Below are 25,126 nucleotides of genomic sequence, written 5' to 3'. Positions count from 1 at the left end.
GTCAGTGTGCCACCGGGCAGCGGCCCTGCGGTGCGCCACCTGCATGGGCGTGCTGGCGTGCATCTTCCAGCGCGGCTGCGCTGGCCACTTCGGTGGGCCAGCCTTGCAGGTGCTGCTGGGCCACCTGGCTCAGGGCGCCGATCCAGGCGTGGTTATCGTTCAGGCAGGGGATGTAGTGAAATTCTTTGCCGCCGTGGTGCAAAAAGGCTTCGCGCACTTCCATGTTGATTTCTTCGAGCGTTTCCAGGCAGTCGCTGGTAAAGCCGGGGCAAATCACATCCACACGGTGCGTGCCTTTTTGGGCCAGGGCTTCGATGGTGGGCTGGGTGTAGGGCTCCAGCCACTTGGCCTTGCCAAAGCGCGATTGGAAGGTGATTTGGTAGCGGTCTTCGCGCAGGCCCAGGCGTTCGGCCAGCAGGCGTCCCGTCTTGCGGGCCTCGCAGTGGTAGGGGTCGCCCAGGTGCAGCGTGCGCTCGGGCACGCCGTGAAAGCTCATCACCAGTTGGTCTGGCTGGCCGTGGCGCTTCCAGTGGGTTTCTACGGTGCGGGCCAGGGCGTCGATGTAGCCAGGGTCGTCGTGGTAGTGGTTGACAAAGCGCAGCTCGGGCACGTTGCGGGTGCGGGCGGCCCAGGTGTAGACCGCGTCGAACACGCTGGCGGTAGTGGTTCCAGAGTATTGCGGGTACAGCGGCAGCACCAGGATGCGCGTGGCCCCTTCGGCCTTGAGGGCGTCGAGCTGGCTGGCGATGGACGGGTTGCCGTAGCGCATGGCGTGGCGCACCAGCACGCCGTGCCCCGCCTGGCCCAGCCAGCCGCGCAGCAGGGTGGCTTGCTTGGTGGTCCACACGGCCAGGGGCGAGCCCTCGGGCGTCCAGACGCTGGCGTATTTGGCGGCCGACTTGGCGGGGCGCACGCGCAAGATGATGCCGTGCAGGATCAGCATCCAGACGAGTTTGGGAATCTCGACCACGCGGTGGTCTGACAGGAATTGGCCCAGGTAGCGCCGCAATGCGGGCGCAGTGGGTTCGTCAGGCGTGCCCAGGTTGCACAGCAGCACGGCAGTGCGCTCTGGTTGGCCATGGGTGTAGGGAGGTTCTGGGTGGAAGGGGGATCGCATGCGCCGATTGTGGCAAATGCGCCGGGGCGTTCGCTGCGGTGGAGTATTCTCAGAACCCTATGCTTGTCCCCTCTCTTGATGCGCATCAAGCCTCCCACCCCGCCCCGGTGCTGGACGTGGGCCGCATCCGCGCCATTTCCATCGACCTGGACGACACCCTGTGGCCCATCTGGCCCACCATTGCCAAAGCCGAAGAGGTGCTGTTGCAGTGGCTGGCATTGCACGCTCCGGCCACGGCCCGGCTGTTTGCCAACACCGAAGCGCTGCGCGCTATCCGCAACCAGATGGTGAACTTGCGGCCCGATCTGGAGCACGACCTGAGTGCCTTGCGCCGTGAATCCATCCGCATGGCGCTGGTGCAGGCGGGGGACGAGCCCACGCTGGCCGAGCCGGCCTTCGATGTGTTTTTTGACCAGCGCCAGCGCGTGCAGTTGTTTGACGACGCGCACGACACGCTGGCCTTTTTGTCGACCCGCTACCCGGTGGTGGCTTTGTCCAACGGCAACGCCGATGTGCACCGCGTGGGCATTGGGCATTACTTCAAGGCCAGCATCAACGCCAAAGACTTTGGCGCCCCCAAGCCCGATGTCCGCATATTTCAGGAAGCCGCCCGCGCCGTGCAGGTGCAGCCGCACGAGGTGCTGCACGTGGGCGACGACGCTACGGCCGACGCCCTGGGCGCGCTGGGGGCAGGCATGCAGGCGGTGTGGTTGAACGCATCCGGGCAGGCGTGGCCGCATGGCGCCCAGCCCCACGCCACCGTGAGCAGCCTCACCCACCTGTGCCGTTTGCTGGGTTGATGGCCGAGATGGCCCGGTTCAGCAGCCTGCCTTGCTCCTTTGTTTGTTTGACTGTTTAGCTTGACGATTGGTGAAGCCGCCATGCCCAAAACACCGCTTTCCTTGCCGCAGGTGCGCACTATTGGCCTCATGCAGCCCATGACGTGGCTGGTGCTGGCCTGGCGCGACATGGCCCGCGCTGGCTGGATCAGCTTTGCCCACGGTCTGGCGCTGACGGCCCTGGGCGGCGTGATCCTGGCCCTGGCGCACAACCGCTTTTGGTTGCTGGCGGGGGCGTTGTCGGGTTTCATGGTGGTGGCGCCGGTGCTGGCCACCAGCCTGTATGCCCTGAGCCGGGCGCTGGAGCAGCGCCAGCCCGCAGGCATGGCGGTGGTGCTAAAGACCTGGTTCAACTGGCAAAACAGCCACATCAACAAATGGGGCAACGACTACTGGTGCATGGTGCAGTTCGGCTTGTTGCTGGCGCTGGCGGCCACGGGTTGGGTACTGACTTCTGCGGCGTTCATCACGCTGCTGACGCCGGTTCCTGTGAACACACCCATGGACTTCATGCGCCATGTGGTGCTGGCCAACGATGGCTGGTTGTTTGAGTTGTGGCTGGCACTGGGCAGCCTGCTGGCGGCGCCCATTTTTGCGTCGAGCGTGGTGGCCATGCCGCTGCTGCTGGACCGGCGCGCTTCGCTGCGCCTGGCCGTGTTGACCAGTTGGCAGGTGGTGGTGGCCAACCCGCTGCCCATGGCGTTCTGGGCGGCTTTGATTCTGGGCTTTACGCTGCTGGGGCTGGGCTCCTTGCTGCTGGGGCTGATTTTTGTGATGCCCATGCTGGGCCATGCCAGCTGGCATGCCTATCGCGATCTGGTGGACGCTTCGAGCCTGCCGCTGCGTGATACCTCGGCACCCCAAGGGCAACGCAGTGGAGTGGCATCGTGATTTTTGGTTTTACCGAAGCGCAAATTTCGGGCTTCTTCCTCACCTACGGGGTGGGGGCGTTCATCCTGTACATGCTCTTCATCATTGGCCAGCTGGCGTGGGAGTCCAAGGCGGGGCGCTTTGGCACCTTTGTGCTGTTTCTGGGCTTGGGCGTAGGGTTCATCGGTTTTTTGGCCAAGGTGGTCATCCAGTGGTGGCTTGAGCGGTAAGTTCTGTTCAGGGGGCTCGATATCGGTCGCAGGCCCAGCCAAGCATGTTTCTTGCGTGCCACAACGTGCATGTATCTGCGTGCTTTTCATGAGCGTTTTGCAGAGTTTCTTACAATCAATAGCTTCTTGGTACACAGGGTGCGTTCGGCACCCTTCTTATGGAAATAGCAATACTGTTCGCCCTCATCTGCCTCAATGGGGTCTTTGCCATGTCGGAGATTGCGCTCGTCACAGCGCGTAAGGCCCGGCTGCAAAAGTTGATTGATGAGGGCGACAACGGCGCAGCCGCTGCCGTCAAACTGGGGGAAGACCCCACGCGTTTTCTCTCCACCATCCAGATCGGTATCACGTCGATTGGCGTGCTCAACGGTATCGTCGGTGAGGCCGCTTTGGCCGAGCCTTTGGCGATCTGGTTGGCCTCTGTGGGCGTGCCTGCGCCTTATGGCGGCTACGCGGCCACGGGCCTGGTGGTGTTGCTCATCACCTATTTCTCCATCGTGGTGGGCGAGTTGGTGCCCAAGCGCATCGGGCAGTCTTACCCCGAAACCTTTGCCCGTTTGGTGGCGCGCCCCATCCATTTGCTGGCGTTGGCCACCAAGCCTTTTGTGTTGTTGCTCTCGGGCTCTACCCGCATGCTGCTGCGCTTGCTGGGCGTGAAGGAAACCAGCGGCAGCCCCGTGACGGAAGAAGAGATCCACGCCATGCTGGTGGAGGGCACCACTGCCGGAGTGATCGAATCGCACGAGCACACCATGGTGCGCAACGTGTTTCGCCTGGATGACCGCCAGATTGGCTCGCTCATGGTGCCGCGCGGCGATGTGGTTTGCTTGGATTTGGACGCGCCGTTTGAAGAAAATCTGCGGCGTATTGAAGACTCGGACCATGCTCGTTTCCCGGTCGTGCGTGGTGGCATGGACCACTTGCAGGGCGTGATCAATGCGCGGCAGTGGCTGTCCCGCGCGCTGCGCGACCCAAAGCACACGCTGGCCGACCAGCCCCTGCAGACTGCGCTGTATGTGCCTGAGACCATCACGGGCATGGAGTTGTTGGACAACTTCCGCCTCTCGGACGTGCACATGGCCTTCGTCATTGACGAATACGGTGAGGTGCAAGGCATCGTCACGCTGCAAGACCTGATCGAAGCGATCACCGGCGAGTTTCAGCCACGCGACCCGGAAACGTCGTGGGCGTTACAGCGCGAAGATGGCAGCTGGCTGCTCGACGGGCACATTCCCGTGCCTGAGCTTAAGGACCGCCTGAACCTGGACGCTGTGCCTGAGGAAGAGCGCGGCCGCTACCACACCCTCAGTGGCATGGTGATGCTGCTGACGGGCCGCCTGCCCAAGGTGACAGACACCGTGCAGTGGGAAAACTGGAAGCTCGAAGTGGTGGACATGGATGGCAAGACCATCGACAAGGTGTTGGCCACCCGCATGCAAACCACGGACGATGCTCCCGCAGACAGCGCCGAGCCTGCGGCCTGAGGTTTTTCAAGCCCAATGCGCTCCATTGAACGGGTCAGGGCGCAGGGGCCTTCCATAACCGCAGCCCCAGCTCCTTGGCCAGTACGCGGTAGTCTTCTACGCTTTTTTGCACAAATGCCTCCAGTGCCGCTCCCGTCATGCGGTGGGGGGCCAAGCCATGCTCCTGGCACAGCGCGGCGTAACCTGGGGCGCTGTGGGCTTGTTCAAAGGCGGCCGTCCACGCGGCCACAGCGGCCTCTGGCGTGCCTGCTGCCATATAAACGCCCCGCACGGTGGGCCACACCAGCGCCACGCCTTGCTCAGTGGCTGTGGGCACATCGCGCAGCCGCCCCGGGAGTCGGGCCGGGGCCAGCACTGCCAGCAGCTTGAACTGGGCGCCTTTGGACAGGGCCTTCATGGCTTCTGCCGCATCGCCGGTGAACACGCCCAGGTGGCCGCTTTCCAGCGCCTTGATGGCTTCGCCACCACCTTCAAATGACACAAAGCGCATCTTGCGTGGGTCTTGTTCTGCGGCCCGCACCAGCAGGGCTGCTTTCATCCAGTCCTGGCTGCCCAGGGTGCCGCCAGCGCCAAACACCTGCTTGGAGGGCGCTTCGCGCAGGGCTTGCACCAGCTGTGGCAGGCTGTGGTGGGGGCTGTCGCGGTGCACGGCAACCACGCCGTAGTCGGTGCCCAGGGTGGCAATCCAGCGCACGGCCTGCACCGGGTGGGGGCCAAAGCGCCCTTGTGCAATGTTGAGCAGCGACCCGCTGGAGAACGCCACCAGGGTGCCCGGTCCCCCCAGCCGCCCACTGGCAGTCTGGTCAAACGCCACGGCGCCGATGCCTCCCGGCAGGTAGCGGGTGTGCAGTGCGTTGGCCTGGGGCCGTACCCTGGCGATGGCCTGTGATGCCACAGCACAGGTCAGATCAAAGCCGCCACCGGGTTTGGAGGGAGCAATGCACTCGGCGCCTGCGAACGGGGCCACGGCATCAGCAGCCCAACTGCCGCAGGGCAGCAGCGCGGCAGCGGCGGCTTGCAGGGCTTGGCGGCGCGATGGAGTGAGAGTCGGGTGGGTTGGGGCAAACATGGGGCGGGTGGGCTGCGGGGCCTGATTATGGTCACGCCCCGTTGGGAGCCGGTGCTGGCCACCATACCAACACCCGCAGCCCCGGGCCATGCTCGCACGCCTGCAGCCGCAGTGTGCCTTGGTGCCGCTGCGCGATGGAGCGCGCAATGGCCAGCCCAAGCCCCGAACCAGGCGCCTTGGCTTGTGCCCCCCGCCGAAAGCGCTGGCCCAGTGTGGCGCGTTCTTCCTCGTTCAAACCAGGCCCGTCGTCTTCCACACTCAGGCTCCAGCCCAGATCATCGCCAGCGGCTGCCAGTGTGACCGTGCCGCCCGCCGGTGTGTAGGCAATGGCATTGGCGGCCAGGTTGGTCAGGGCCTCGCGCATCAGGTGGGCATCTGCCAAGGCCATGTTGCGCGATGGCGATGGGGGGTGGATGCCAAAGTCAATCTGCTTGGCGCGGGCCTGGGGCAGCAGCTCCAGCGCCACGCTGCGCAGCAGGGCGGCCAGGTCCGTGGGGGCGCAGTCCAGGGCCGCCGTATCACTGCGGCCCAGTGCTAGCAGTTGCTGTGTGCTCCGCGTGGCGCGGGATATTTCTGCGCCCAGGGCTTCCAGCGTGCTTTGCACCACGGCACTGTCGGGCTCGCGCCGGGCGCAGTCGATCTGCATTTGCAAAGTGGTCAGGTGCGTGCGCAACTGGTGGGAGGCATCGTCCAAAAACTGGCGCTGCTGCGCAATCAGCGCCTGGCTGCGCGCCATGTGTTGGTTGACTGCCGAGACCAGCGGCAGGATGTCAGCAGGCAAGTCTTGGGGGGCTATCGGGTCCAGGTCTTCAGGGTTGCGGTCTTGCACTTCTTGCGCCAGACGGGCCAAGGGGCGCAGCGCCAAGGCCAGCGTGCCTGCCGAGCCCAGCACCATCAGCGCCAGGATCAATCCGTCGCGCAGTGCTGCGCGGCGCACAAAACGCTGGGTGAAGTCCTGGCGCGACTGTGTGCTTTCCCCCACCTGCACCAAAACACCTGGCGCAGCCTCTGCTGCAACGGCGGTGGGCGGCGTGGGGCGCTGGTAGGCCACGAGCCGCAGCGATTCGCCAAAGTAGCTGGCGTCGTAAAAGCGCGGCACGCCGGGTGCCAAGGGGTCGGGTGGCAGGGGTAAATCGGCGTTGCCCAGTTCAACCAGCGCGTCGGAGGACGCCACGCGGAAATACACCGAGCCGCTGGCGGTCAGCTCAAAAAATTCGAGCATGCTGTAGGGCAGTTCGGCCGACAGCCCGCCCGACGCGGTCGATATGCCTGCATCAATGGCCTTGAGTGCTCCCAGCAGCGAGCGGTCATAGGCTGCATTGGCAGCTTCGAGGGCGTCGTGGCGTGTCATCCACAGCTCCAGCACCGTGACCAGCGCCAAAAGAGGGAGCAGCACCAGTGCCAAACGTTGCCACAGCCGGGTGCGGGGGCGCTGCCTGTGGGGTTGCTGTGGTGCCTTTTGCGTCTCAGCGGCCTGTGGCATCGGCCGCATTCAGTCGCACTCCAGTGCGTAGCCCAACCCTCGCAGGGTGGTGATGCGCACGCCGCTGCCCTCCAGGCGTTTGCGCAGTCGGTGCACAAACACTTCCACGGCTTCGGGGTGCACGTCCTCGTCGTCCGAGAAGACGCGGTCCAGAATCTGTTGTTTGGAAAAAGGCTCGCCACTGCGCTGTACCAGCACCCGCAGCACCGCTTGCTCGCGGGGTGATAGGGGCAGGGGCGCACCTTGCAGCGTGAATTGCTTGCGGGCGCTGTCGTACACCAGCGACCCGCAGGCCAGGCGCGGGTGCTCTGTGCCGCGCGCGCGGCGCACCAGTGCGTGCAATCGCGCCTCCAGCTCGGCCAGCTCGAAGGGTTTGGCCAAAAAATCATCGGCCCCGGCGTTGAGCGAGCGCACGCGCTCCTCCAGTGAGCTGCGGGCCGTAAGGATCAGTGCGGGCAAGCGCTGATCGCGTTCGCGCAGGCGCTGTAACACGGTCTGCCCGTCCAGCCCTGGCAGTCCCAGGTCCAGCACCAGTGCGTCGTAGTCAGACTGCTGCAGTGCCCGGTCGGCCATGCGCCCGTCGGTCACCCACTCGACCTGAATGCCTGCGTGCTCCAGCGCACGGCTGAGCCAGGTGCCCAGGCTGTGTTCGTCTTCGGCCAAAAGGATGCGCATGATGGGACGATGCTACCGTTTGTGCGGATGGCGTAGCGCTTGCATTCAGCAGTGGACCATACAACGGGGGGCGGTTACGGCGCGCAAGCGCCAGCAGTCAGCCTGCGAGCACGCGCTGCCCAGGCTACGCGGCCGTGCAAGGGCTGCCCCGCCGCACCGACTGCGTCCCCCTTCCCGACTCGCGCAGCGGGGCGAGAGATAGGGGGAAGACGCGAAGCGGCTCAGGGGGTTAATCTGGTTTGACCTTGGCGCGCAGCAGCACCTTCTTCCAGCGCTCTTGCTCAGCGGCGATGAACTGCGCAAATTGTGCCGGTGTGCCGCCAATGGCCTCTGCCGCATCGGCGTTGAGACGCTCCAGCGAGGCTGGGGCTTTGACGGCTTTCATGGTTTCTGCCGAGAGCTTGTCGAGGTTGGCGGCAGGCATGTTGGCAGGCGCGAGCATGCCGTACCACTGTGTCATCTCAAACCCCGGAAAGCCTTGCTCGGCCACGGTCGGAACATCGGGCAGTTGCGGCAACCGCTTGGTTGAGCCTGTGGCAATGCAACGCACTTTGCCGGATTTGATGAACGGCAGCATGGCGGCTGCGCCCACGGCTGAAGCCTCAAGGCGGCCCGACAGCAGGTCGGTCATCATGGGGCCGGTGCCACGGTAGGGCACGTGCAGCATGAACAGATCGGCTGTCATCTTCAGGTATTCAAACGCCAAGTGACCGGCGCTGCCATTGCCTGCAGACCCATAGCTGAGCTTGCCGGGGTTCTTCTTTGCGTAGGCAATGAATTCCTTGAGGTTCTTCGCCGGCACATCGGGGTGCACCACGTACAGGCTGGGCACCTTGGCCAGCAGGCTCACGGGCTTGAAGTCCTTGTTGGCGTCGTAGGGCAGCTTGTCAAAGATGAATGGGTTGACCGCCAGGGTGCCGATGTGTCCCAGGATGAGGGTGTGTTGGTCTTCAGCGCGTGCCACTTCCGACATGGCAATGTTGCCTGCCGCGCCCGGCTTGTTGTCTACGAACACGCTCTGACCGAGGGTTTTGGACAGCTCGGCCGCCGTGGAGCGGGCTACGATTTCAGAGCTGCCGCCGGGCGCAAAGGGCACGACAAAGCGCACCGACTTGCTGGGCCAGGCTGCTTGTGCAGAGGCCAGGGACGGCAGCATTGCGCCCAGGGTCAGAGCGGAGCCTGCGCTCAGCCACTGGCGTCTTGTGGGGTGAAGGGAAAGGGTGCTTTCCAACATGGTCGTGTCTCCTGGTGTTGTTGTGATGTGGTGGTGAATGATGGCGCGGCTTGCCTTGGTCGTCCATGATGGATGGGTTCAGCAACGCCTGAAATCCAGAGCATGTTGCCGCGCGCTAGCTTTCGGAATGCTGTCAGTGTGGCGGTTGTGTCGGGCCGCCGTGGGGCAGGTCAGGCGCAGCCGTCGCAGACGCTGGTGCCTGTACGACGCGGTTGCGACCGGTGTTCTTGGCTTCATAGAGCGCAGCATCGGCGCTGGCCAGGGTGCTGCCCGAGTGGGTGCCCACGGTGCAGGCGCCCACGCTCATGGTGACCCGGACGGCCTGACCTGTGTCGCTCAGTATCTGGCTATGCTCCAGCGCGGCGCGCAAGCGCTCCGCAATCCCCAGACCCTCTGGTACGGTGGTGTCTGGCAGCAGCACCGCAAACTCTTCACCACCCAGGCGCCCTGCCATGTCGTCCTTGCGCAGCAGGTTGCCTCGCAGCAGCTTGGCCAAGTGCATGAGCACCTGGTCGCCCGTGGCGTGGCCCCAGGTGTCGTTTACCCGTTTGAAGTGGTCCAGGTCCAGCATCAGCACCATGGCCGGTGGGGCACCATGGGCAATGTGGGTGATTTCTGCCTCCAGTCGGGCCATGAAGGCGCGCCGGTTGGGCAAGCCGGTGAGTGTGTCTGTGGCGGCCAGCCGCTCCAGCGTGCGTTCGTGGCGGCGGCGCTCGGTGATGTCTTGCGCCAGCCACAGCCTGCCCAGGTCGTCTCCCCTTCCGGTGCGCATCAGGATCAGGTCGATGCGTGTGGTGCGCCCGTCTTGCAATGTGACTTCATAGCTCGCACTGGAGCCCTCGTTGTGTGGGTTTTCGCGTGAGGGAAGCACGGCCCTGGCTTCAGGGGGCACCAGCGCCAGCAGCGCCTCGCGATCGCAGCCAACCAGGTCCTCGGAGCGCGCGGGCACGTTGAATAGATCGCACATGGCCTGGTTGATGACCACGGCGTCGCCTGCCTGGTTTTGTACCAGCACGCCCCCCGGGAAGTGCTGAATCACCTCCAGCAAATGGGCCTGGGCGGTCGCCAGTGCCTCTTCCGTTTCGCGCCGCTCTGTGGTGTCCACCAGCGTCCACACAATGTCGCCTTCGGGGTGTTCTGGGTCCAGCGGCGTGCCGCGCATCGAGAACCAGCGCAGCGCACCGGTGGCCGTGCGCAGCAGGTATTCCACCTGCACCGCGCCGTGCAGGCGCACGGTGTCCACATATTGGCGAAATTGTGCGTAAGACGCTTCGTGGCGGTGCAGGGCCTGGGTGCTTTTGCCCTGCAAAGGCAGTCCGTCTTCAGAGAAGGTTTCCACCGCGCGTTGATTGGCCAGTGCAATGGTGCGCTCGGGGGTGGTGATGAGCAGGGCTGCCGCTGCGTTGTCGAGCAGCGCACGGCGCAGGTGTGCCTCCTGCATGCGTTGGGTGATGTCTGTCTGCGTACCGATCACCAGCGCCGACTGCCCTGTGGCGTCGGGGGCGACCTTGCCTCTGATCTCCACCCATCGCCACGTGCCTTGTTTGGTGCGCAGGCGCGCCTCTACGTCAAAAGGCTGTCCTAGCGCGACTTGGCGTTGCAGCGTGGTGAGTACGGACGGACGGTCGTCAGGGTGTACCAGGCGCCTCCAGGTGTTCACATGCAGGGGCGCTGGCAGAGTGGCATAGCCCAGGATTTCGTGGCAACGGGTGTCCATCAGAATGGTGTCGGAGTGCGTGTCCCACTCCCACAGCCCGTCTTGAACGGCCGCCATGGTCAGGCGCAGCCGGGCTTCGCTGCGGCGCAGCGTCTCCACCATGGCGTGCTGCTCGGTCACATCGTGGATGTAGCCGTGCCATAAGGTGCTGCCATCGGGCTCACGCTCGGGGTTGGCTCTGCCTGCCAGCCAGCGGACTTCGCCATCAGGTCGTATTTGGCGCCATTCAAAGGACCAGGCCTCCAGCGAGTCTGCAGACTGCCGGATGCTGGCCGCCAATCGATCCATGTCCTCCGGATGCACACTGGCAAAGGCTTGGTGTGCATCGGTTTGCACCGGCTCGGGCGTGATGCCGTAGATGTCCATGATGCCCGGACTGGCATAAGGAAAACAGGCGCTGCCGTCCGTGCGCAGCCGGAACTGGTAAACCATGCCTGGCACCTGTGCCAGCAGTTTGGACAGGCGCGTTTGCATCTCGGCACGCGCGGCTTCCGCCTCATGCCGTTGGGTGACATCCAGGTAGGTGCCTGCGATGTGGGGCGTCGTCTGCGTCGTATCTGGGTCCACCAGCTTTCCGCGCAGGTGCACCCAAATCCATTGGCCGTTTTGGTGCCGCAGCCGGGGTTCGGCTTCAAAGTAATCCGTCTCTCCCCGGACATGGGCTTGCAACGCATCACGCCATTTGACCCAGTCGCTGGGGTGCATGAAGGCCTGCAATTGCTGCTGATTCAATTGCTGGGCTTGCGGTGGCAATCCGAGCAGGGTGGGCCAGCGCACATCAAAGTGCATCTCGTCTGCGCCCAAGGGCCAGTACCAGGTGCCCAGCTTGCCGCCCTCCAGCGCCAGGCTGTAGCGTTGCTTGTGGCGCTGCAGCTGCATGTGGTCCTGCTTTTGCCGTGCAAACAGAACGGCAATCCAGGTGGCAGCCAAAAGCAAGGCCCCTGTGCCCAGCGCATTGCGCCAGCGGCTTTCGCGCACGGCAATGCGTGTAGTCGCCAAAGCTTGGTCGCGTCCCAGCCCTACGCTGACGACGAGGGGGTAGTTGGCCAGGCGCTGCCAGGCATACAGCCGCTCTATGCCATCGACGGAGGCGGGGCTTTGGTACAGCCCGCTGTTGCGCTCGGGGTGGCTCAGAAACTCGCGCTCAGGCGGCATGTTCTGGTCCAGCACTTCGCTTTGCAGATGGGAGCGCGCCAAATAGGCCCCGTCGGCGCGAACCAGCAGTGCCACGTCTTTGCCTTGAGTGAACACTTCACGAAAGTTGCGTGAGAGGTACTCTGGATTGACCGACAGCACCACCACGCCACCAAAGCCTCCTTGGTGTTCCACCGGGTAAGACATTTGCACTGACCATTGGCCCGAGAGGCGCCCCAGGGTCGGACGGCTGATGTAGATGCGTTGCCCAGCGTTCAGCGTATGGGCCTGAAAATGCGCACGGTCTTCTATCGAGACCGCATTGGTCTGTAGCCCGTCGGATGGTGTCAATGAGGAGTAGACGATCTGTCCATTGGCGGCTGCGACGGCAATCTGCAAGAGGCTACCGGGCGGAAAAGTGGCCAACGCATTGCCTGCTGCCAACTGGAAGGCATGCTGCGGATCGCTTTCGTACAGTATTGCCAGGTTGCGTGCTAGATATTCAAGGCCGCCCATCAGCGTACCCACCTGCACTGCCAACGTGCGCGAAACCTGGCTGGCCCGCAACTCGGTTTGCGCTTGAGCAAAGGCGAGCTGATCACGTTGTTGGCCCAGAAGCTGCCACCAATAAGCCGCACAGGCCAACAACAGCAATACCAGGGTGCCAGCAATGCGCCATTGGGCGAGGATTTTTTTCATGGCGCACTTCCGATGGGCGGCATGGGAGGGGAGGCTGGAGGCCCCGCGGTGCAGCCAAGGGCTTGGGCCAGCGCGCCTGTGGTAGGCAGTCTGGCCGTGGGCGGTGTACCGATACACACCGCGTTCTGGGAGAGGACCGGTAGGCGGTCATTGGGCTGCATTGCTGTCCATTTTATCGCCGCGTAGCAGGTTGTAACGGGTCTTGATGTGAGATCAAGACAGCGATCCCTGACATTCATGGGGCGAATGCAGGGTATTTGACGCGGCTCAAGAGACGGCGGCAGAGGCTGGAATGGGGTTGCGGCCCAGCAGGTGTTGAGCGGCCTTCAGGCCGCTCATGGTTGCGCCTTCCAGCGTGGCTGGGTAGGGGCCTTCCGTGTAGTCACCCGCTGCGCACAAGCTGGGCAGCAGCGCCACGGCAGGGCGTTGCAGGGCAGGGGTGCAGGCGAAGGTGGCACGTTTTTCCACCACGGTCTGCAGTGGGACGAGCCCACTCAGACCCAGCTGGCGCTGTGCCTGTTGCAGCACTTGGTGCTCCAGCGTGGCGCGGTCTTGCTCGCTGGCACTCACGACAAAAGCCAGCAAGCCGGGTGGGCCACCCAGGTGGCTGCGGTCAAACACAAACTGGGCAGGTTCCTGCGGTGTTGGGCGCAGCGCCAGCATGGGCTGCGCCAAGGTGTGGCCCATGCCTGTCGTGTCTGCCGCGTGTGGAGCCAGGGCATACACGGTACCGATGGCAGTGAAGTGCAGTGCTTGGGCGGTGTCTGCCCACTGGGCCATCGGGGCTTGTGCTGCGTGAGGCAAGCTGGGCAAGGCCGCGCGCACCAGGCGGGCGGATTCGGTGCTGTGCGTGGCCAGCACCACGGCGTCAAAAGGCGCGCCATCCACCCGCCAGCCTTCGGCGGCACCTGTGTGGGTGTGCTGGAGTTGCTGCACACGCTGGCCGGTGTGCACGGTGGCGCCTTGCGTCGCCAGCCACCGGGCTGCTGCCTCGGGGAACAAGGCGCCCAGGTCCATGCGGGGCAGCAGCAGGTTGGAGCCACCCCGGCCACTGAAGAGGCTGTCACGCAGCACGCGCAAAAACACCTGTGCGCTGGCCTCGTGGGCCGGGGTGTTCAGGGCCGATACGCACAAGGGCTCAATGAACTCTTGCAGCAGGCGTGGCGTGAGGCCGTGGCACAGCTGCGCCACCGACCAGTGCGCGTCGCACTGAAACCCTCGGATTTGCCAGCCTGCACAGGCGCGCAGCAAAGCCAGCTTGTCGGCCCAGCGCCAGCCCCGGGCGCGGGCCACGCCCACCAGGGCGTCCCATGGGGGGGGCAGGTCGGGCAGTTGCAGCCCGGTCTGGTCGGCGTAGGTCAAGGCCAGCGGGGTGCGCAGCAGGGCGCTGGGCACATCAATGCCCACCGTGCGCATCAGGCCCAGGGTGTGGGTGTAGGCACCGATCAGGATGTGCTGGCCGTTGTCGAGCGAGAGCTCGGCACCATTGGCCCCGGTCACAGGTACGCGCCGGGCCCGCCCGCCCAGGGTGCGCGCGGCTTCCAGCACGGTGACTTGGCTGCCGCTTTGCGCCAGCGCCACGGCGGCGGCCATGCCAGCCCAGCCACCGCCTATCACGGCCACGCGCATCACATGCGCCCCAGGGCCTGGACCTTCCATGCCAGCCAGAACTTGCGCAGCGGCGTGAGGCGAATGCGCTGGTGCAGCACCTGGAAGTTCTCGTGCTCGATTTCCCGCAGCAAGGTGCGGTAGATGCTGGCCATCATCAGCCCGGGCTTTTGGGTGCGCCGGTCTGCCGCAGGCAGCATGGCCAGGGCTTCGTCGTACAAGCTGTGTGCACGTTCGGCCTGAAAGCGCATCAGGGCGGTGAACTTGTCGGAGTACTGGCGCTTGAGGATTTCGTGCGCCTTCACATCAAACTGCTGCAACTCACTCACGGGCAGGTAGATGCGGCCCAGCATGGCGTCTTCGCCCACGTCGCGGATGATGTTGGTGAGCTGGAACGCCAGGCCCAGCGTGTGGGCATATTGCGTGGTGCGCTCGTCGGTCTGGCCAAAAATGCGCGCAGCAACCTCGCCCACAATACCTGCCACCAAGTGGCAGTAGCCCTTGAGGCCCGCAAAATCAAGGTAGCGGGTCTGTTCCAGGTCCATCTGGCAGCCGTCGATGACGGCTTGCAGGTGCCGCTGCTCAATCCCGTAGTCTTGGGTGTGCGGCATCAGGGCCTGCATCACCGGGTGGGTGGGCTGGCCGCCAAAGGCCTTGGCCACTTCGGCTTGCCACCAGGCGAGTTTGGTGCGCGCAACGCCCGGGTCCGAGACTTCGTCAACGACGTCATCGACCTCGCGGCAAAAGGCGTAGAACGCCGTGATGGCGGCGCGCCGGGGCGCTGGCAGGAACAAGAAGGCGTAATAGAAGCTGCTGCCCGAGGCGGCGGCTTTTTGTTGGACGTACTGTTCCGGTGTCATGGGGCGGGATTGTCCCATGGGCTGCGGGGCCTGCATCCAAGATTTAGCGCTGTGCTGGCAGGCCTCACCCTTGGGAGGCAATTGCCAGCCACAGCGCAGCCGGGGCTTGTTTAGAAAGCGATTTGCTCTACGCCAATGTCACTGGGGCGGCGCAGGGCTTCCTTCATGAACATGCTGATGGGCAGGGTGCCTTGATCAGAACTGAACCATTTCTTGTACAGCGCAGTCATTTCGCCGTTTTGGATCATGCGGCGCGTGACGCGGTCCACTAGCTCTTTGAACTTGGGGTCGCCCTTGCGCAACCCGATGCTGTAGGGCTCCACCGACAAGCGCTTTTCCAGGAACTGGTAGTCGTTCATGGACTTGCCCAGGCGGGTCAGCGGGATCCAGATGCCGGCATCGTCGGCAAAGGCGGCATCGGCCTCCCCCTTGGCCAGTGCGTTCACTGCGTCCAGGGTGCTTTCGACCAACACGTAGTTGAACTTGCGGGTGAAGGTGCGTTCGTTGGCACGCAGCAGGTTTTCGTTGGTGGTTTTGCCCTGCACCGCGATCTTTTTGCCTTGCAGGTCGTCCAGCGTCTTGATGTTGGAGTTCTTGCGCACCAGGAAGGCCGACGACGCCACAAAGATGTGGTGGCTGAAGGCAATCTCCTTTTGTCGCGCCGCCGTATTGGCGGTGCCGCCGCACTCCAGATCGACCACGTTGTCCTTCACGTCGGAGATGCGGTTCTTGCCGTCCACCAGCAGGTAGTTCACGCGCAGGTCGGGGCGTTTCAGTTCTTTTTTGATCTCTTCAAAAATCTGCAGGCAGATATCGACCGTATAGCCCTGGACCTTGCCGGAGGCCGTGTCCTTGTACGAAAACGGCAGAGACTTTTCACGGTGCCCCAGGCGCAATTCGCCAGAGCTGGCGATGCGCGAGAGCGTGTCTTGGGCGAATGCGGGGACGCTGGCCACAGCCAGGGCTGCCATCAGAGCCCAGGGACGCAGGTTGGAGGAGAGTTGCATCTTGATGAATGGAGGTGAATAGTGCGGTGGGTGTGCCCTGTCACACCCTGTCCCCCCATTGTGATTCGACCCGTGCCCGATGTGCGCATACTTGGTTGCGGCGCGTCAGCATTCCACAACGTTTACAGCCAGGCCGCCGCGCGACGTCTCCTTGTATTTGCTTTTCATGTCGGCGCCGGTTTGCATCATGGTTTTGATGACCTTGTCGAGCGAGACCACATGCTGCCCATCGCCGCGCAGGGCCATGCGCGCGGCGTTGATGGCTTTGATGGCCCCCATGGCATTGCGCTCGATGCAGGGAATCTGCACCTGCCCGCCTACCGGGTCACAGGTCATGCCCAGGTTGTGCTCCATGCCGATTTCTGCGGCGTTTTCCACCTGCTCCGGCGTGCCGCCCATCACGGCGGCGAGGGCGCCCGCGGCCATGGAGCAGGCCACGCCCACCTCGCCCTGGCAGCCCACCTCGGCCCCGGACAGGGACGCGTTGATCTTGTAGATGATGCCGATGGCCCCGGCGGTGAGTAAAAAAGTGGCAATGCCCTCGTCGTTGGCGCCGGGCAAAAAGCGCACGTAGTAATGCAGCACGGCCGGAACCACCCCGGCGGCACCATTGGTGGGGGCCGTGACCACGCGGCCACCGGCCGCGTTTTCCTCGTTCACCGCCATGGCGTACAGGTTCACCCAATCCAGCATCGACAGCGGGTCGCGCAGCGCGGCCTCGGGGTGGCTGCTCAGGCTGCGGTGCAGCTCGGCCGCGCGGCGGCGTACGCGCATGGGGCCGGGCAACTGGCCGGTGGCAGCGCAGCCGCGCTGCACGGCAGCCGCCATGGTGTGCCAGATGTGCTGGAGCTGGCGTTGCACTTCGGCCGGGCTGCGCCAGTGCTGTTCGTTGGCGGCGGTGATCTGGGCCATGCTCAGGCCCGTGGCGTGGCATTGCGCCAACAGCTCTGCGCCGGTGCTGAAGGGGTGGGGCAGCCCTTGGCCATGGCCCTGTGTGTCACCCCCTGCGGCCGGGCCAGGGTTGGTCACGCGCTGGCCTTGCCCGTCCACCACAAACCCGCCGCCCACAGAGTAGTACTCGCACACAGCAATCTCTTCACCTTGGGCATCGAACGCGCGAAAGCACAGTCCGTTGGGGTGGCGCGGCAGGCTTTTGCGGCGCAGCTGCAGGTGTTCTCTGTCAACCCAGGGCACCTCATGTTCTCCCAGCAGTGCCAGTGTTTGCTGTGTGCGGATCTGGGCCACAGCGGGGCCGATCTGGTCGGGGTCCATGGTGTCGGGTTCGTGGCCCGCCAAGCCCAGCAGCACCGCAGTGTCGGTGCCGTGGCCCACGCCTGTGGCGGCGAGCGAGCCGTACAGCTCTGCTGTGACGTGGTGCACAGCCGCCAGGCCATGGCTGGCCCGCAGATGGCAGGCAAATTGCCGCGCCGCAATCATGGGCCCCACGGTGTGGGAGCTGGAGGGGCCGATGCCGATTTTGAAAAGATCGAAGACGCTGACGGACATGGGATAGGGCGTGGGGCGCAGTGCTTTTGGCGCTGCGCTGGCGTTGTGGGGCCGCAGGTTGGGTGGCTGCAGAGAGGCCCCTAGGCTAGCCGCAGCGCCGCAGCCGGGGCATGCGCACAATCCCTGCCCAGCCTGCGTTTGCCGTGGGGCCTGGCAGGTGGACAGGGTGGTGGGCTTGCATACAGCGCTGCTTATTTGCTATTGAAATAATAGCTGCTAGCGCTTGTTGGGTAAGCGCTAGGGTGCATTTTTGTTTGAAGTGAGTGCCCGGTGTGGCGCCGTCGCTTCAGTGGCGCTTGCTGCCCATGAATGTTTCTTACATTGCGATGGCACGCCCCAGCATCACGCACCAATCCCACGCGTGCAGGCGGGGGCGGGTGTGCAGGCTGGCGCCGTTGAGGGCTTCGACCTTGTCCAGAATGCGCAAGCCGCCTTGCACTACCAGCCGCAGCTCCCAGCCCATGCGACCGGGCAGGCGGTGCACCAAGGGGGCACCCCGCAGCATGGTGGCGCGGGCCCAGGCGGCGCTTTCCATGATCAGGCGCATGTTCTCCGGGGTGTTTTGGCGTGCCAGCAATTCGGACTGGCAGGCGCCATGCGTGGCGCAGTCGGCTCGGGGCAGGTAGTGGCGATTGCGTGGAATGTCCACGCTCAGGTCTTGCCAAAAATTGGCCAACTGCAGCGCGGTGCAGATGGCGTCGCTTTCTTGCAGGGCCTGTGCGCTGTTCACACCATATAAGTGCAGCAGCAGCCGCCCCACGGGATTGGCGGAGCGGCGGCAGTAGTCCAGCAGCTCTTGGCGGTCGGCGTAGCCTTCCGCGTCGCGGGTTTTTTCCACATCCTGGGCAAAAGCGCTGAGCAGGTCTGTGAGCAAGGCAACCGGTAGCTGGTGGCGTCTGAGCATGCCCTGCAGCGGCAGGAACACCGAAGCCCAGCGCGCACTGGGGGGCTGGCCTCGGGCAATGGCCCGCAGATCGGCCTCAAAAGCAGCCAAGTCCTGCAGGCGCTGGTTGGCCGTTGCATCGCCTTCGTCTGCAATGTCGTCGGCCGTGCGTGCAAAGGCGTAGATCGCCCGGATGACGGGGCGCAGATGGGCTGGGCACAGCAGCGAGGCGACCGGAAAGTTCTCGTAATGGGTCACGGCTGCGGGCTGCGGCGCTGCGGCGCCGGGCAGGGGCGCAGCGGCCGGGGCGGGTGGGGTGCGTTGTTCTGGCTTCATTGCGGCGTGGATTGTCGCTTGACAAGGTCAGGTGCATCTCATAGATTACTAACCAGTCAGTCAGTAGCTGGTTTGGCGACTGGCTGTTCGGGGTTCGTTCACTTTATTTCCAGACAATGCGCGCTTGGGTTTGAGTTTTCAAACCTTGTGGGTACAGCAGCGCGCGCGTGTTTGTGCGTGCACTTTCAGGCTTGACTGGCTCGGCAGCCGGATGGGGTGTGCGTGCGGATGGAAATTGTTGGCGGGCCCTTGGCTGTGGCGTCTCTGCAAAGTCTTCTTGGCGGTGCAGGGGGCCCCTGGTCGCTCCTTTATCTTCATCGGATTTCCCATGCGTACACCTTCCGCTTCGCGGCCCGTTCACAGGTTCACCAGGTATCTACCGCTTTTGGGCGCAGTGGCGCTGCTGGCGGCATGCTCGCGCCCCGAGCCACCACAAGAGCCGGTGCGCTCAGTCAAGCTGATGACAGTGGGCCTGGGCGCGCTGCAGTCGCAGCTGGAATATGCCGGTGAAGTGCGCGCCCGTGTGGAGTCGCGCCTGGGCTTTCGGGTGGCGGGCAAGATCGTGCAGCGCCAGGCCGAGCTGGGCCAGCGCGTGAATGCGGGCGATGTGCTGGCGCAATTGGACCCCAAAGACTATCAATTGGCTGCCGATGCGGCCCGCGCCCAGCTGGCTGCAGCCACCACGCAGCGCGACCTGGCCGCAGCAGACTACAAGCGCTACGCCGCTTTGAAAGACCAGAACTTCATCAGCGGTGCCGAGCTGGAGCGACGCGATACCACGCTCAAGGCCGCGCAGGCGACGCTGGACCAGGCCCGCGCGCAATTGGCATCACAGGGCAACCAGACCACGTACACGCGGCTGGTGGCCGATGTGTCGGGTGTCATCACCGGCATTGATGCCGAGCCGGGCCAGGTGGTGGCAGCGGGCACGCCAGTGGTGCGCATTGCGCAAGACGGCGCGCGCGACGTGGTGTTTGCCGTGCCTGAAGACAAGGTAGCCCTGATGGCCGCTGGGCAAGAGGTGTCAGTGCGCGGCTGGGCGGGTGGCAACACCATCGCAGGCAAGGTGCGTGAGGTGGCCGCCAGCGCTGACGCCAGCACTCGCACCTTCCAGGTGAAAGTGGCCATTGACCTGGCTGAATCCCCTGCACTGGGCGCCACGGTGTATGTCACGCCCAAGGCCCTGAGCCATGCGGGTGCGCCTGCCATCAAGCTGCCCACCAGCGCCCTGCGCCAGGAGGGGCAGGCTACTGCGGTGTGGGTGTATGACCCTGCCACCAGCACCGTGAAGTCGCAGGTCATCCAGATTGCCACGGCCGATGGCAACGACGCCGTGGTGTCGTCAGGTCTGACGCCGGGCATGCAGGTGGTGTCCACCGGCGTGCATGTGCTGTCTCCGGGCCAAAAGGTCATGGTTTATCAACAAAAATCGGCTCCAGCGCCCGTTGGTAAAGCGCAAGCAGCTACTAATTCAGTAGCGACCGATGCCGCTGTATCGGCCGCCGCAGCTTCGGCCGCCGCAGCGTCCCAGCCCGTCGCCAAGTAAGGCAGACCATGAGCCAGAACCAACCAAAAGAGGGGTTCAACCTCTCCAAGTGGGCGCTCGACCACCCAGCGCTCACGCGCTACCTGATGGTCGTGCTGATGCTGCTGGGCTTTGCGGCCTACTTCCAGCTGGGGCAGGACGAAGACCCACCTTTCACCTTCCGGGTGATGGTGGTGCGCACCTACTGGCCTGGCGCTACGGCGCAGCAGGTGGCCGAGCAGGTGACGGACAAGATCGAGCGCACGCTGCAGGAGGTGCCTTATGCGGACAAGATCCGCAGCTACTCCAAACCCGGCGAGTCGCAAATCATCTTTCAGATCAAGGACTCCTCGCGCCCTGCAGAGGTAGCCAACGTCTGGTACACCGTGCGCAAAAAGGTGGGCGACATGCGCTACACCTTGCCCACGGGCACGCAGGGGCCGTTCTTCAACGATGAGTTCGGCGATGTGTACGGCGTGATCTACGCACTGGAATCTGAAGGCTTCAGCTACGCTGAACTCAAGACCTTTGCCGACGATGTGCGCCAGCAGCTGCTGCGCGTGCCCGATGTGGCCAAGGTCGAGCAGTTTGGCGTGCAGGACGAAAAGCTGTTTGTGGAAGTCTCGCAAAAGCGCTTGTCGCAATTGGGGCTCGACTTCAACCAGGTGCTGTCGCAGCTTGGGCAGCAAAACGCGGTGGAGCCTGCCGGAGCGGTGCAAACGCCGCTGGACCAGGTGCAGGTGCGTGTGGGTGGCCAGTTCAACGCCATTGAAGACCTGCAGGCTATGCCCATTCGCGGCCCGTCCGGGGCGCAGTTCCGCCTGGGCGATATTGCCGAGGTCAAGCGCGGCTATGTGGACCCGGCCACGGTGAAGGTTCGCCACCAGGGGCGCGAAGTGGTGGCGCTGGGCATTTCCATGGCCAAGGGCGGCGACATCATTGCCCTGGGCAAGGCTTTGGAAAAGGTCACCCACAGCATCAGCACGTCACTGCCTGCGGGCGTGAAGCTGGTGAACGTGCAAGACCAGCCCAAGGCGGTGTCCACCTCGGTCAACGAGTTTGTGAAGGTGCTGATCGAGGCCGTGGTCATCGTGCTGGCCGTGAGCTTCATCAGCCTGGGCCTGCACAAGCGCCCCGGCAACCAGCCGCTGTGGAAGCGCTGGTACATCGACCCCCGCCCCGGGCTGGTGGTGGGCATCACCATTCCCATGGTGCTGGCCGTCACTTTCCTGGCCATGTGGTACTGGAACATTGGTCTGCACAAGATTTCGCTGGGCTCACTCATCATCGCGCTGGGTCTGCTGGTGGACGACGCCATCATTGCCGTGGAGATGATGGTGCTGAAGCTGGAGGAGGGCTACGACAAGGTGCGCGCGGCCACCTTTGCCTATGAGCTGACGGCCATGCCCATGCTCACCGGCACGCTGATCACGGCGGCAGGTTTTCTGCCCATCGGCATCGCCAAGTCCATGACGGGCGAGTACACCTTTGCAATTTTTGCTGTGACGGTGATCTCGCTGGTGCTGTCGTGGGTGGTGTCGGTGTACTTTGTGCCGTACCTGGGCACACTGATCTTGAAAGTGCCACCGCATGTGCAAGCTGCGCAGGCGCAAAAAGGCATCACCGAAGACCCACATGAAGTGTTTGACAGCCCGTTCTATACGGCCTTCCGGCGTCTGGTGAACTGGTGTGTGCAGCACCGCTGGATCACCATTGGCCTGACGGTGCTGACCTTTGCGCTGGGCATTGTGGGCATGGGCAAGGTGCAGCAGCAGTTCTTCCCGGACTCCAGCCGCCCGGAAATCATGGTGGAGGTCTGGTTCCCGGAGGGCACCTCGTTTGAGGGCAATGAAGAGGTGACCAAGCGCGTGGAGCAACGCCTGCTGACCGAAGCGGGGGTGAATTCGGTCACCACCTGGGTCGGCTCGGGTGTGCCACGTTTTTATTTGCCGCTGGACCAGGTGCTTCCGCAAACCAACGTGTCCCAGCTCATCGTGCTGCCCACCGACCTGAAGGTGCGCGAGTCGCTGCGCATCAAGCTGCCTGCGCTGCTGGCGCAGGAGTTTCCGGAAGTGCGCGGGCGGGTGAAGCTGCTGCCCAACGGCCCGCCGGTGGCCTACCCGGTGCAGTTTCGTGTGATGGGGCCTGACCCATTGGTGTTGCGTGAGCGCGCCGATGAAGTGAAGGCCGCCCTGCGCAAGAACGCCGACATGCGCGGCGTGAACGACAACTGGAATGAGTCAGTGAAAGTGCTGCGCCTGGAGGTGGACCAGGACAAGGCACGGGCCCTGGGGGTGACCAGCCAGTCGATTGCGCAGGCTGCCAAGATCATTCTGGCGGGCTCGCAAATCGGGCAGTTCCGAGAGGGCGACAAGCTCATCGACATCATGCTGCGCCAGCCGCTGGACGAGCGCAACGCCATCACCGACATCGGCAGTGCGTACCTGCCCACGGCATCGGGCAAGGCCATTCCGCTGACCCAGATTGCCAAGCCTGTGTTTACCTGGGAGCCTGGTGTGATGTGGCGCGAAAACCGCGACTACGCCATCACTGTGCAAGGGGATGTGACGGAGGGCATCCAGGGTGCGACGGTGACCGGTGCCCTGCTGCCCGGCCTGCGCGAGATCGAGGCCCAATGGCATGCCGCAGGGCAGGGGGCTTATCGCATTGAAGTGGCTGGCGCTGTGGAGGAGAGCTCTAAGGGGACAAGCTCCATCATGGCTGGTGTGCCCGTTATGCTGTTCCTCGTTTTTACGCTGCTGATGCTGCAGTTGCACAGTTTTAGTCGCGCCTTTCTCGTGTATATCACCGGATTTCTTGGGATCGCTGGCGTCGCGGGAGCGTTGCTGCTGTTCAACCGTCCCTTCGGTTTTGTGGCGTTGCTCGGCGTTATTGCCCTCATGGGCATGATCCAGCGTAACTCGGTGATCCTGATCGATCAGATCGAGCAAGACCGTGCGCGGGGTGTGCCTGCCTGGGATGCGATTGTGGAGTCGGCCGTGCGGCGTTTGCGCCCCATCGTGCTCACGGCGGCGGCGGCTGTGCTGGCGATGATCCCGCTGTCGCGCAGTGTCTTTTGGGGGCCGATGGCCGTGGCCATCATGGGTGGCCTGGTGGTGGCCACGGTGCTGACGCTGCTGGCTTTGCCCGCCATGTATGCCGCTTGGTTCCGGGTGCGCCGACCGGCGGCAGAAGTGCTTTGAAACAGGTCTTCGTTTTAATTGCCCCGCACATCAGGGTAAAATAGAAGGTTGACCGATTTCACACAGGCGGCGAGCCGTGCTTGCCGCCTGTTTGTTTGTTAAACCGCGCGGGTGGCGAAATTGGTAGACGCACCAGGTTTAGGTCCTGACGCCAGCAATGGTGTGGGGGTTCGAGTCCCCCCCCGCGCACCATCCATGTGAGACTTTGCGGAACACGGCGCTGCTGCGCTGCAGCCAGCACGATCCACATTCATAAGAGGAATAGCCATGGCCGTTACTGTTGAAACCCTTGAAAAGCTCGAGCGCAAGATCACGCTGAGCGTGCCCGTCACCCTGATCCAGTCCGAAGTCGACACGCGCCTCAAGCGTCTGGCCCGCACTGTGAAGATGGACGGCTTCCGTCCCGGCAAGGTGCCCATGAATGTGGTCGCTCAGCGCTATGGTTACTCCGTTCAGTACGAAGTGCTCAACGACAAGGTCGGTGAGGCTTTTGCCGTGGCAGCCAACGAAGCCAACCTGCGTGTGGCTGGCCAGCCCCGCATCACTGAAAAAGAAGGCGCCCCTGAAGGCCAAGTCACTTTTGACGCCATCTTCGAAGTGTTCCCAGAAGTCAAGATTGCAGACCTGTCGGACGCTGAAGTCGAAAAGCTGTCGGCCGAAGTGACCGATGCGGCCATCGACAAGACCATCGACATCCTGCGCAAGCAGCGTCGCAGCTTCGCACAGCGCGCCCTGGACGCTGCAGCCCAAGACAGCGACCGCGTGACTGTGGACTTCGAAGGCAAGATTGACGGCGAACCCTTTGACGGCGGCAAGGCCGAAGACTTCCAGTTCTTGGTCGGCGAAGGCCAGATGCTCAAGGAATTCGAAGACGCAGTGCGCGGCATGAAGTCTGGCGAAAGCAAGACCTTCCCCCTGGCATTCCCCGCCGACTACCACGGCAAGGACGTCGCAGGCAAGACTGCAGACTTCCTCGTCACTGTCAAGAAAATCGAAGCCGCCCACCTGCCCGAAGTGAACGATGCCCTGGCCAAGTCCCTGGGTATCGCTGACGGTTCCGTGGATGGTCTGCGCGCTGACATCAAGAAGAACCTGGAGCGAGAAGTCAAGTTCCGTCTGCTGGCCCGCAACAAGCAAGCCGTGATGGATGCTCTGGTGGCCAAGGCTGAGCTGGATCTGCCCAACGCCAGCGTGCAAGCCGAAATCGGCCGCCTCCTGGAAGGCGCCCGTGCTGAGCTGAAGCAACGTGGCATCAAGGACGCTGACAAGGCTGAAATCCCTGAAGACGTGTTCCGTCCCCAAGCCGAGCGCCGCGTGCGCCTGGGTCTGGTGGTGGCCGAGTTGGTGCGTGCCAACGAACTGCATGCCAAGCCCGAGCAACTGAAGGCCCACATTGACGAGCTGGCTGCCAGCTACGAGAAGCCCGAAGACGTGGTGCGCTGGTACTTTGGCGACCGCCAACGCCTCGCAGAAGTCGAAGCCGTTGTCATTGAAAACAACGTGACAGATTTCGTTTTGGGCAAGGCCAAGGTCGTGGACAAGGCCGTGTCGTTCGATGAACTGATGGGCCAGGGCTAAAGCCCATACCGCCAGTTGCCCCATGGGTGAGGCGGCGGTAATGCGAACCAAGGGGCTTGTGCTTTCGTG

The 25,126-nt window shown here is 63.8% G+C and carries 18 protein-coding genes and 1 tRNA gene; 8 read left to right on the top strand and 11 right to left on the bottom strand.

Annotation, left to right across the window (positions count from 1 at the left end):
* Position 1: 1 nt before the first annotated feature.
* Positions 2–1,117 carry a ferrochelatase gene (gene hemH, locus C8C98_RS21410; protein WP_121455912.1) on the bottom strand — a complete coding sequence of 372 codons (1,116 nt, stop codon included), beginning with the start codon at positions 1,115–1,117 and terminating at the stop codon, positions 2–4.
* Between the two features lie 59 nt (positions 1,118–1,176).
* Here hemH and C8C98_RS21405 point away from each other — a divergent pair, with 59 nt between their 5' ends.
* From C8C98_RS21405 to C8C98_RS21390, 4 genes are all read left to right on the top strand, one after another.
* A complete protein-coding gene (locus C8C98_RS21405; RefSeq protein WP_121455911.1) occupies positions 1,177–1,917 on the top strand; it encodes an HAD family hydrolase in 741 nt (246 codons plus the stop codon).
* An 81-nt stretch (positions 1,918–1,998) separates the two neighbouring features.
* A complete protein-coding gene (locus tag C8C98_RS21400; RefSeq protein ID WP_121456444.1) occupies positions 1,999–2,847 on the top strand; it encodes a DUF2189 domain-containing protein in 849 nt (282 codons plus the stop codon).
* Positions 2,844–3,056, top strand: coding sequence for a DUF2788 domain-containing protein (locus C8C98_RS21395; RefSeq protein ID WP_099655904.1), 213 nt, complete (start codon positions 2,844–2,846; stop codon positions 3,054–3,056). The genes C8C98_RS21400 and C8C98_RS21395 overlap by 4 nt, the downstream gene beginning before the upstream one ends.
* 158 nt (positions 3,057–3,214) lie before the next feature.
* Positions 3,215–4,540: a hemolysin family protein gene (locus C8C98_RS21390; RefSeq protein ID WP_121455910.1), complete on the top strand. Its 1,326-nt coding sequence runs from the start codon at positions 3,215–3,217 to the stop codon at positions 4,538–4,540.
* Between the two features lie 34 nt (positions 4,541–4,574).
* On the opposite strand, the gene C8C98_RS21385 is transcribed toward C8C98_RS21390, so the two are convergent.
* The 10 genes from C8C98_RS21385 to hpnC form a co-directional block, all read right to left on the bottom strand.
* The gene (locus C8C98_RS21385; protein WP_121455909.1) at positions 4,575–5,609 is read right to left on the bottom strand and encodes a tripartite tricarboxylate transporter substrate-binding protein; all 1,035 of its coding nucleotides are present in this window, start codon (positions 5,607–5,609) and stop codon (positions 4,575–4,577) included.
* A gap of 31 nt (positions 5,610–5,640) precedes the next feature.
* Positions 5,641–7,092, bottom strand: coding sequence for a sensor histidine kinase (locus C8C98_RS21380; protein ID WP_121455908.1), 1,452 nt, complete (start codon positions 7,090–7,092; stop codon positions 5,641–5,643).
* A 9-nt stretch (positions 7,093–7,101) separates the two neighbouring features.
* Positions 7,102–7,767 (bottom strand): response regulator, encoded by a 666-nt coding sequence (locus C8C98_RS21375; protein ID WP_099741495.1) that lies wholly within the window; start codon positions 7,765–7,767, stop codon positions 7,102–7,104.
* A gap of 229 nt (positions 7,768–7,996) precedes the next feature.
* Positions 7,997–9,001: a tripartite tricarboxylate transporter substrate binding protein gene (locus C8C98_RS21370; protein ID WP_121455907.1), complete on the bottom strand. Its 1,005-nt coding sequence runs from the start codon at positions 8,999–9,001 to the stop codon at positions 7,997–7,999.
* Between the two features lie 133 nt (positions 9,002–9,134).
* Positions 9,135–12,551, bottom strand: coding sequence for a PAS domain-containing protein (locus tag C8C98_RS21365; RefSeq protein ID WP_121455906.1), 3,417 nt, complete (start codon positions 12,549–12,551; stop codon positions 9,135–9,137).
* 267 nt (positions 12,552–12,818) lie between these two features.
* On the bottom strand, positions 12,819–14,180 hold the full coding sequence (gene hpnE / locus C8C98_RS21360; RefSeq protein ID WP_121455905.1) for a hydroxysqualene dehydroxylase HpnE: 1,362 nt from the start codon (positions 14,178–14,180) through the stop codon (positions 12,819–12,821).
* Entirely contained in the window at positions 14,180–15,019 is an 840-nt protein-coding gene (gene hpnD / locus C8C98_RS21355) for a presqualene diphosphate synthase HpnD (protein WP_121456443.1), read from the bottom strand. Before hpnD ends, hpnE begins: the two co-directional genes overlap by 1 nt.
* Positions 15,020–15,129: 110 nt before the next feature.
* Positions 15,130–16,026 (bottom strand): amino acid ABC transporter substrate-binding protein, encoded by an 897-nt coding sequence (locus tag C8C98_RS21350; RefSeq protein WP_121455904.1) that lies wholly within the window; start codon positions 16,024–16,026, stop codon positions 15,130–15,132.
* A 105-nt stretch (positions 16,027–16,131) separates the two neighbouring features.
* A complete protein-coding gene (locus C8C98_RS21345) occupies positions 16,132–17,532 on the bottom strand; it encodes an L-serine ammonia-lyase (RefSeq protein WP_121455903.1) in 1,401 nt (466 codons plus the stop codon).
* 316 nt (positions 17,533–17,848) lie between these two features.
* Entirely contained in the window at positions 17,849–18,751 is a 903-nt protein-coding gene (hpnC, locus tag C8C98_RS21340; RefSeq protein WP_121455902.1) for a squalene synthase HpnC, read from the bottom strand.
* Positions 18,752–19,079: 328 nt separating this feature from the next.
* Here hpnC and C8C98_RS21335 point away from each other — a divergent pair, with 328 nt between their 5' ends.
* The 4 genes from C8C98_RS21335 to tig all read left to right on the top strand — a co-directional run bounded on the left by C8C98_RS21335 (position 19,080) and on the right by tig (position 25,057).
* Positions 19,080–20,297 (top strand): efflux RND transporter periplasmic adaptor subunit, encoded by a 1,218-nt coding sequence (locus tag C8C98_RS21335; protein WP_121455901.1) that lies wholly within the window; start codon positions 19,080–19,082, stop codon positions 20,295–20,297.
* An 8-nt stretch (positions 20,298–20,305) separates the two neighbouring features.
* Entirely contained in the window at positions 20,306–23,479 is a 3,174-nt protein-coding gene (locus C8C98_RS21330; protein ID WP_121455900.1) for an efflux RND transporter permease subunit, read from the top strand.
* Between the two features lie 105 nt (positions 23,480–23,584).
* A tRNA-Leu gene (locus C8C98_RS21325) sits at positions 23,585–23,671 on the top strand.
* A gap of 75 nt (positions 23,672–23,746) precedes the next feature.
* Positions 23,747–25,057 carry a trigger factor gene (tig, locus tag C8C98_RS21320; RefSeq protein WP_099655892.1) on the top strand — a complete coding sequence of 437 codons (1,311 nt, stop codon included), beginning with the start codon at positions 23,747–23,749 and terminating at the stop codon, positions 25,055–25,057.
* Positions 25,058–25,126: the final 69 nt, after the last annotated feature.

This window comes from Acidovorax sp. 106, from assembly GCF_003663825.1.
GTDB lineage: Bacteria > Pseudomonadota > Gammaproteobacteria > Burkholderiales > Burkholderiaceae_C > Acidovorax.
This window is presented reverse-complemented; position numbering and strand designations above follow the sequence as displayed.

Coding starts and splice junctions, on each gene's coding strand:
- hemH (WP_121455912.1), bottom strand. CDS start 1,117: ATGCGATCCCCCTTCCACCCAGAACCTCCCTACACCCATGGCCAACCA.
- C8C98_RS21405 (WP_121455911.1), top strand. CDS start 1,177: ATGCTTGTCCCCTCTCTTGATGCGCATCAAGCCTCCCACCCCGCCCCG.
- C8C98_RS21400 (WP_121456444.1), top strand. CDS start 1,999: ATGCCCAAAACACCGCTTTCCTTGCCGCAGGTGCGCACTATTGGCCTC.
- C8C98_RS21390 (WP_121455910.1), top strand. CDS start 3,215: ATGGAAATAGCAATACTGTTCGCCCTCATCTGCCTCAATGGGGTCTTT.
- C8C98_RS21385 (WP_121455909.1), bottom strand. CDS start 5,609: ATGTTTGCCCCAACCCACCCGACTCTCACTCCATCGCGCCGCCAAGCC.
- C8C98_RS21380 (WP_121455908.1), bottom strand. CDS start 7,092: ATGCCACAGGCCGCTGAGACGCAAAAGGCACCACAGCAACCCCACAGG.
- C8C98_RS21375 (WP_099741495.1), bottom strand. CDS start 7,767: ATGCGCATCCTTTTGGCCGAAGACGAACACAGCCTGGGCACCTGGCTC.
- C8C98_RS21370 (WP_121455907.1), bottom strand. CDS start 9,001: ATGTTGGAAAGCACCCTTTCCCTTCACCCCACAAGACGCCAGTGGCTG.
- C8C98_RS21365 (WP_121455906.1), bottom strand. CDS start 12,551: ATGAAAAAAATCCTCGCCCAATGGCGCATTGCTGGCACCCTGGTATTG.
- hpnE (WP_121455905.1), bottom strand. CDS start 14,180: ATGCGCGTGGCCGTGATAGGCGGTGGCTGGGCTGGCATGGCCGCCGCC.
- hpnD (WP_121456443.1), bottom strand. CDS start 15,019: ATGACACCGGAACAGTACGTCCAACAAAAAGCCGCCGCCTCGGGCAGC.
- C8C98_RS21350 (WP_121455904.1), bottom strand. CDS start 16,026: ATGCAACTCTCCTCCAACCTGCGTCCCTGGGCTCTGATGGCAGCCCTG.
- C8C98_RS21345 (WP_121455903.1), bottom strand. CDS start 17,532: ATGTCCGTCAGCGTCTTCGATCTTTTCAAAATCGGCATCGGCCCCTCC.
- hpnC (WP_121455902.1), bottom strand. CDS start 18,751: ATGAAGCCAGAACAACGCACCCCACCCGCCCCGGCCGCTGCGCCCCTG.
- C8C98_RS21335 (WP_121455901.1), top strand. CDS start 19,080: ATGCGTACACCTTCCGCTTCGCGGCCCGTTCACAGGTTCACCAGGTAT.
- C8C98_RS21330 (WP_121455900.1), top strand. CDS start 20,306: ATGAGCCAGAACCAACCAAAAGAGGGGTTCAACCTCTCCAAGTGGGCG.
- tig (WP_099655892.1), top strand. CDS start 23,747: ATGGCCGTTACTGTTGAAACCCTTGAAAAGCTCGAGCGCAAGATCACG.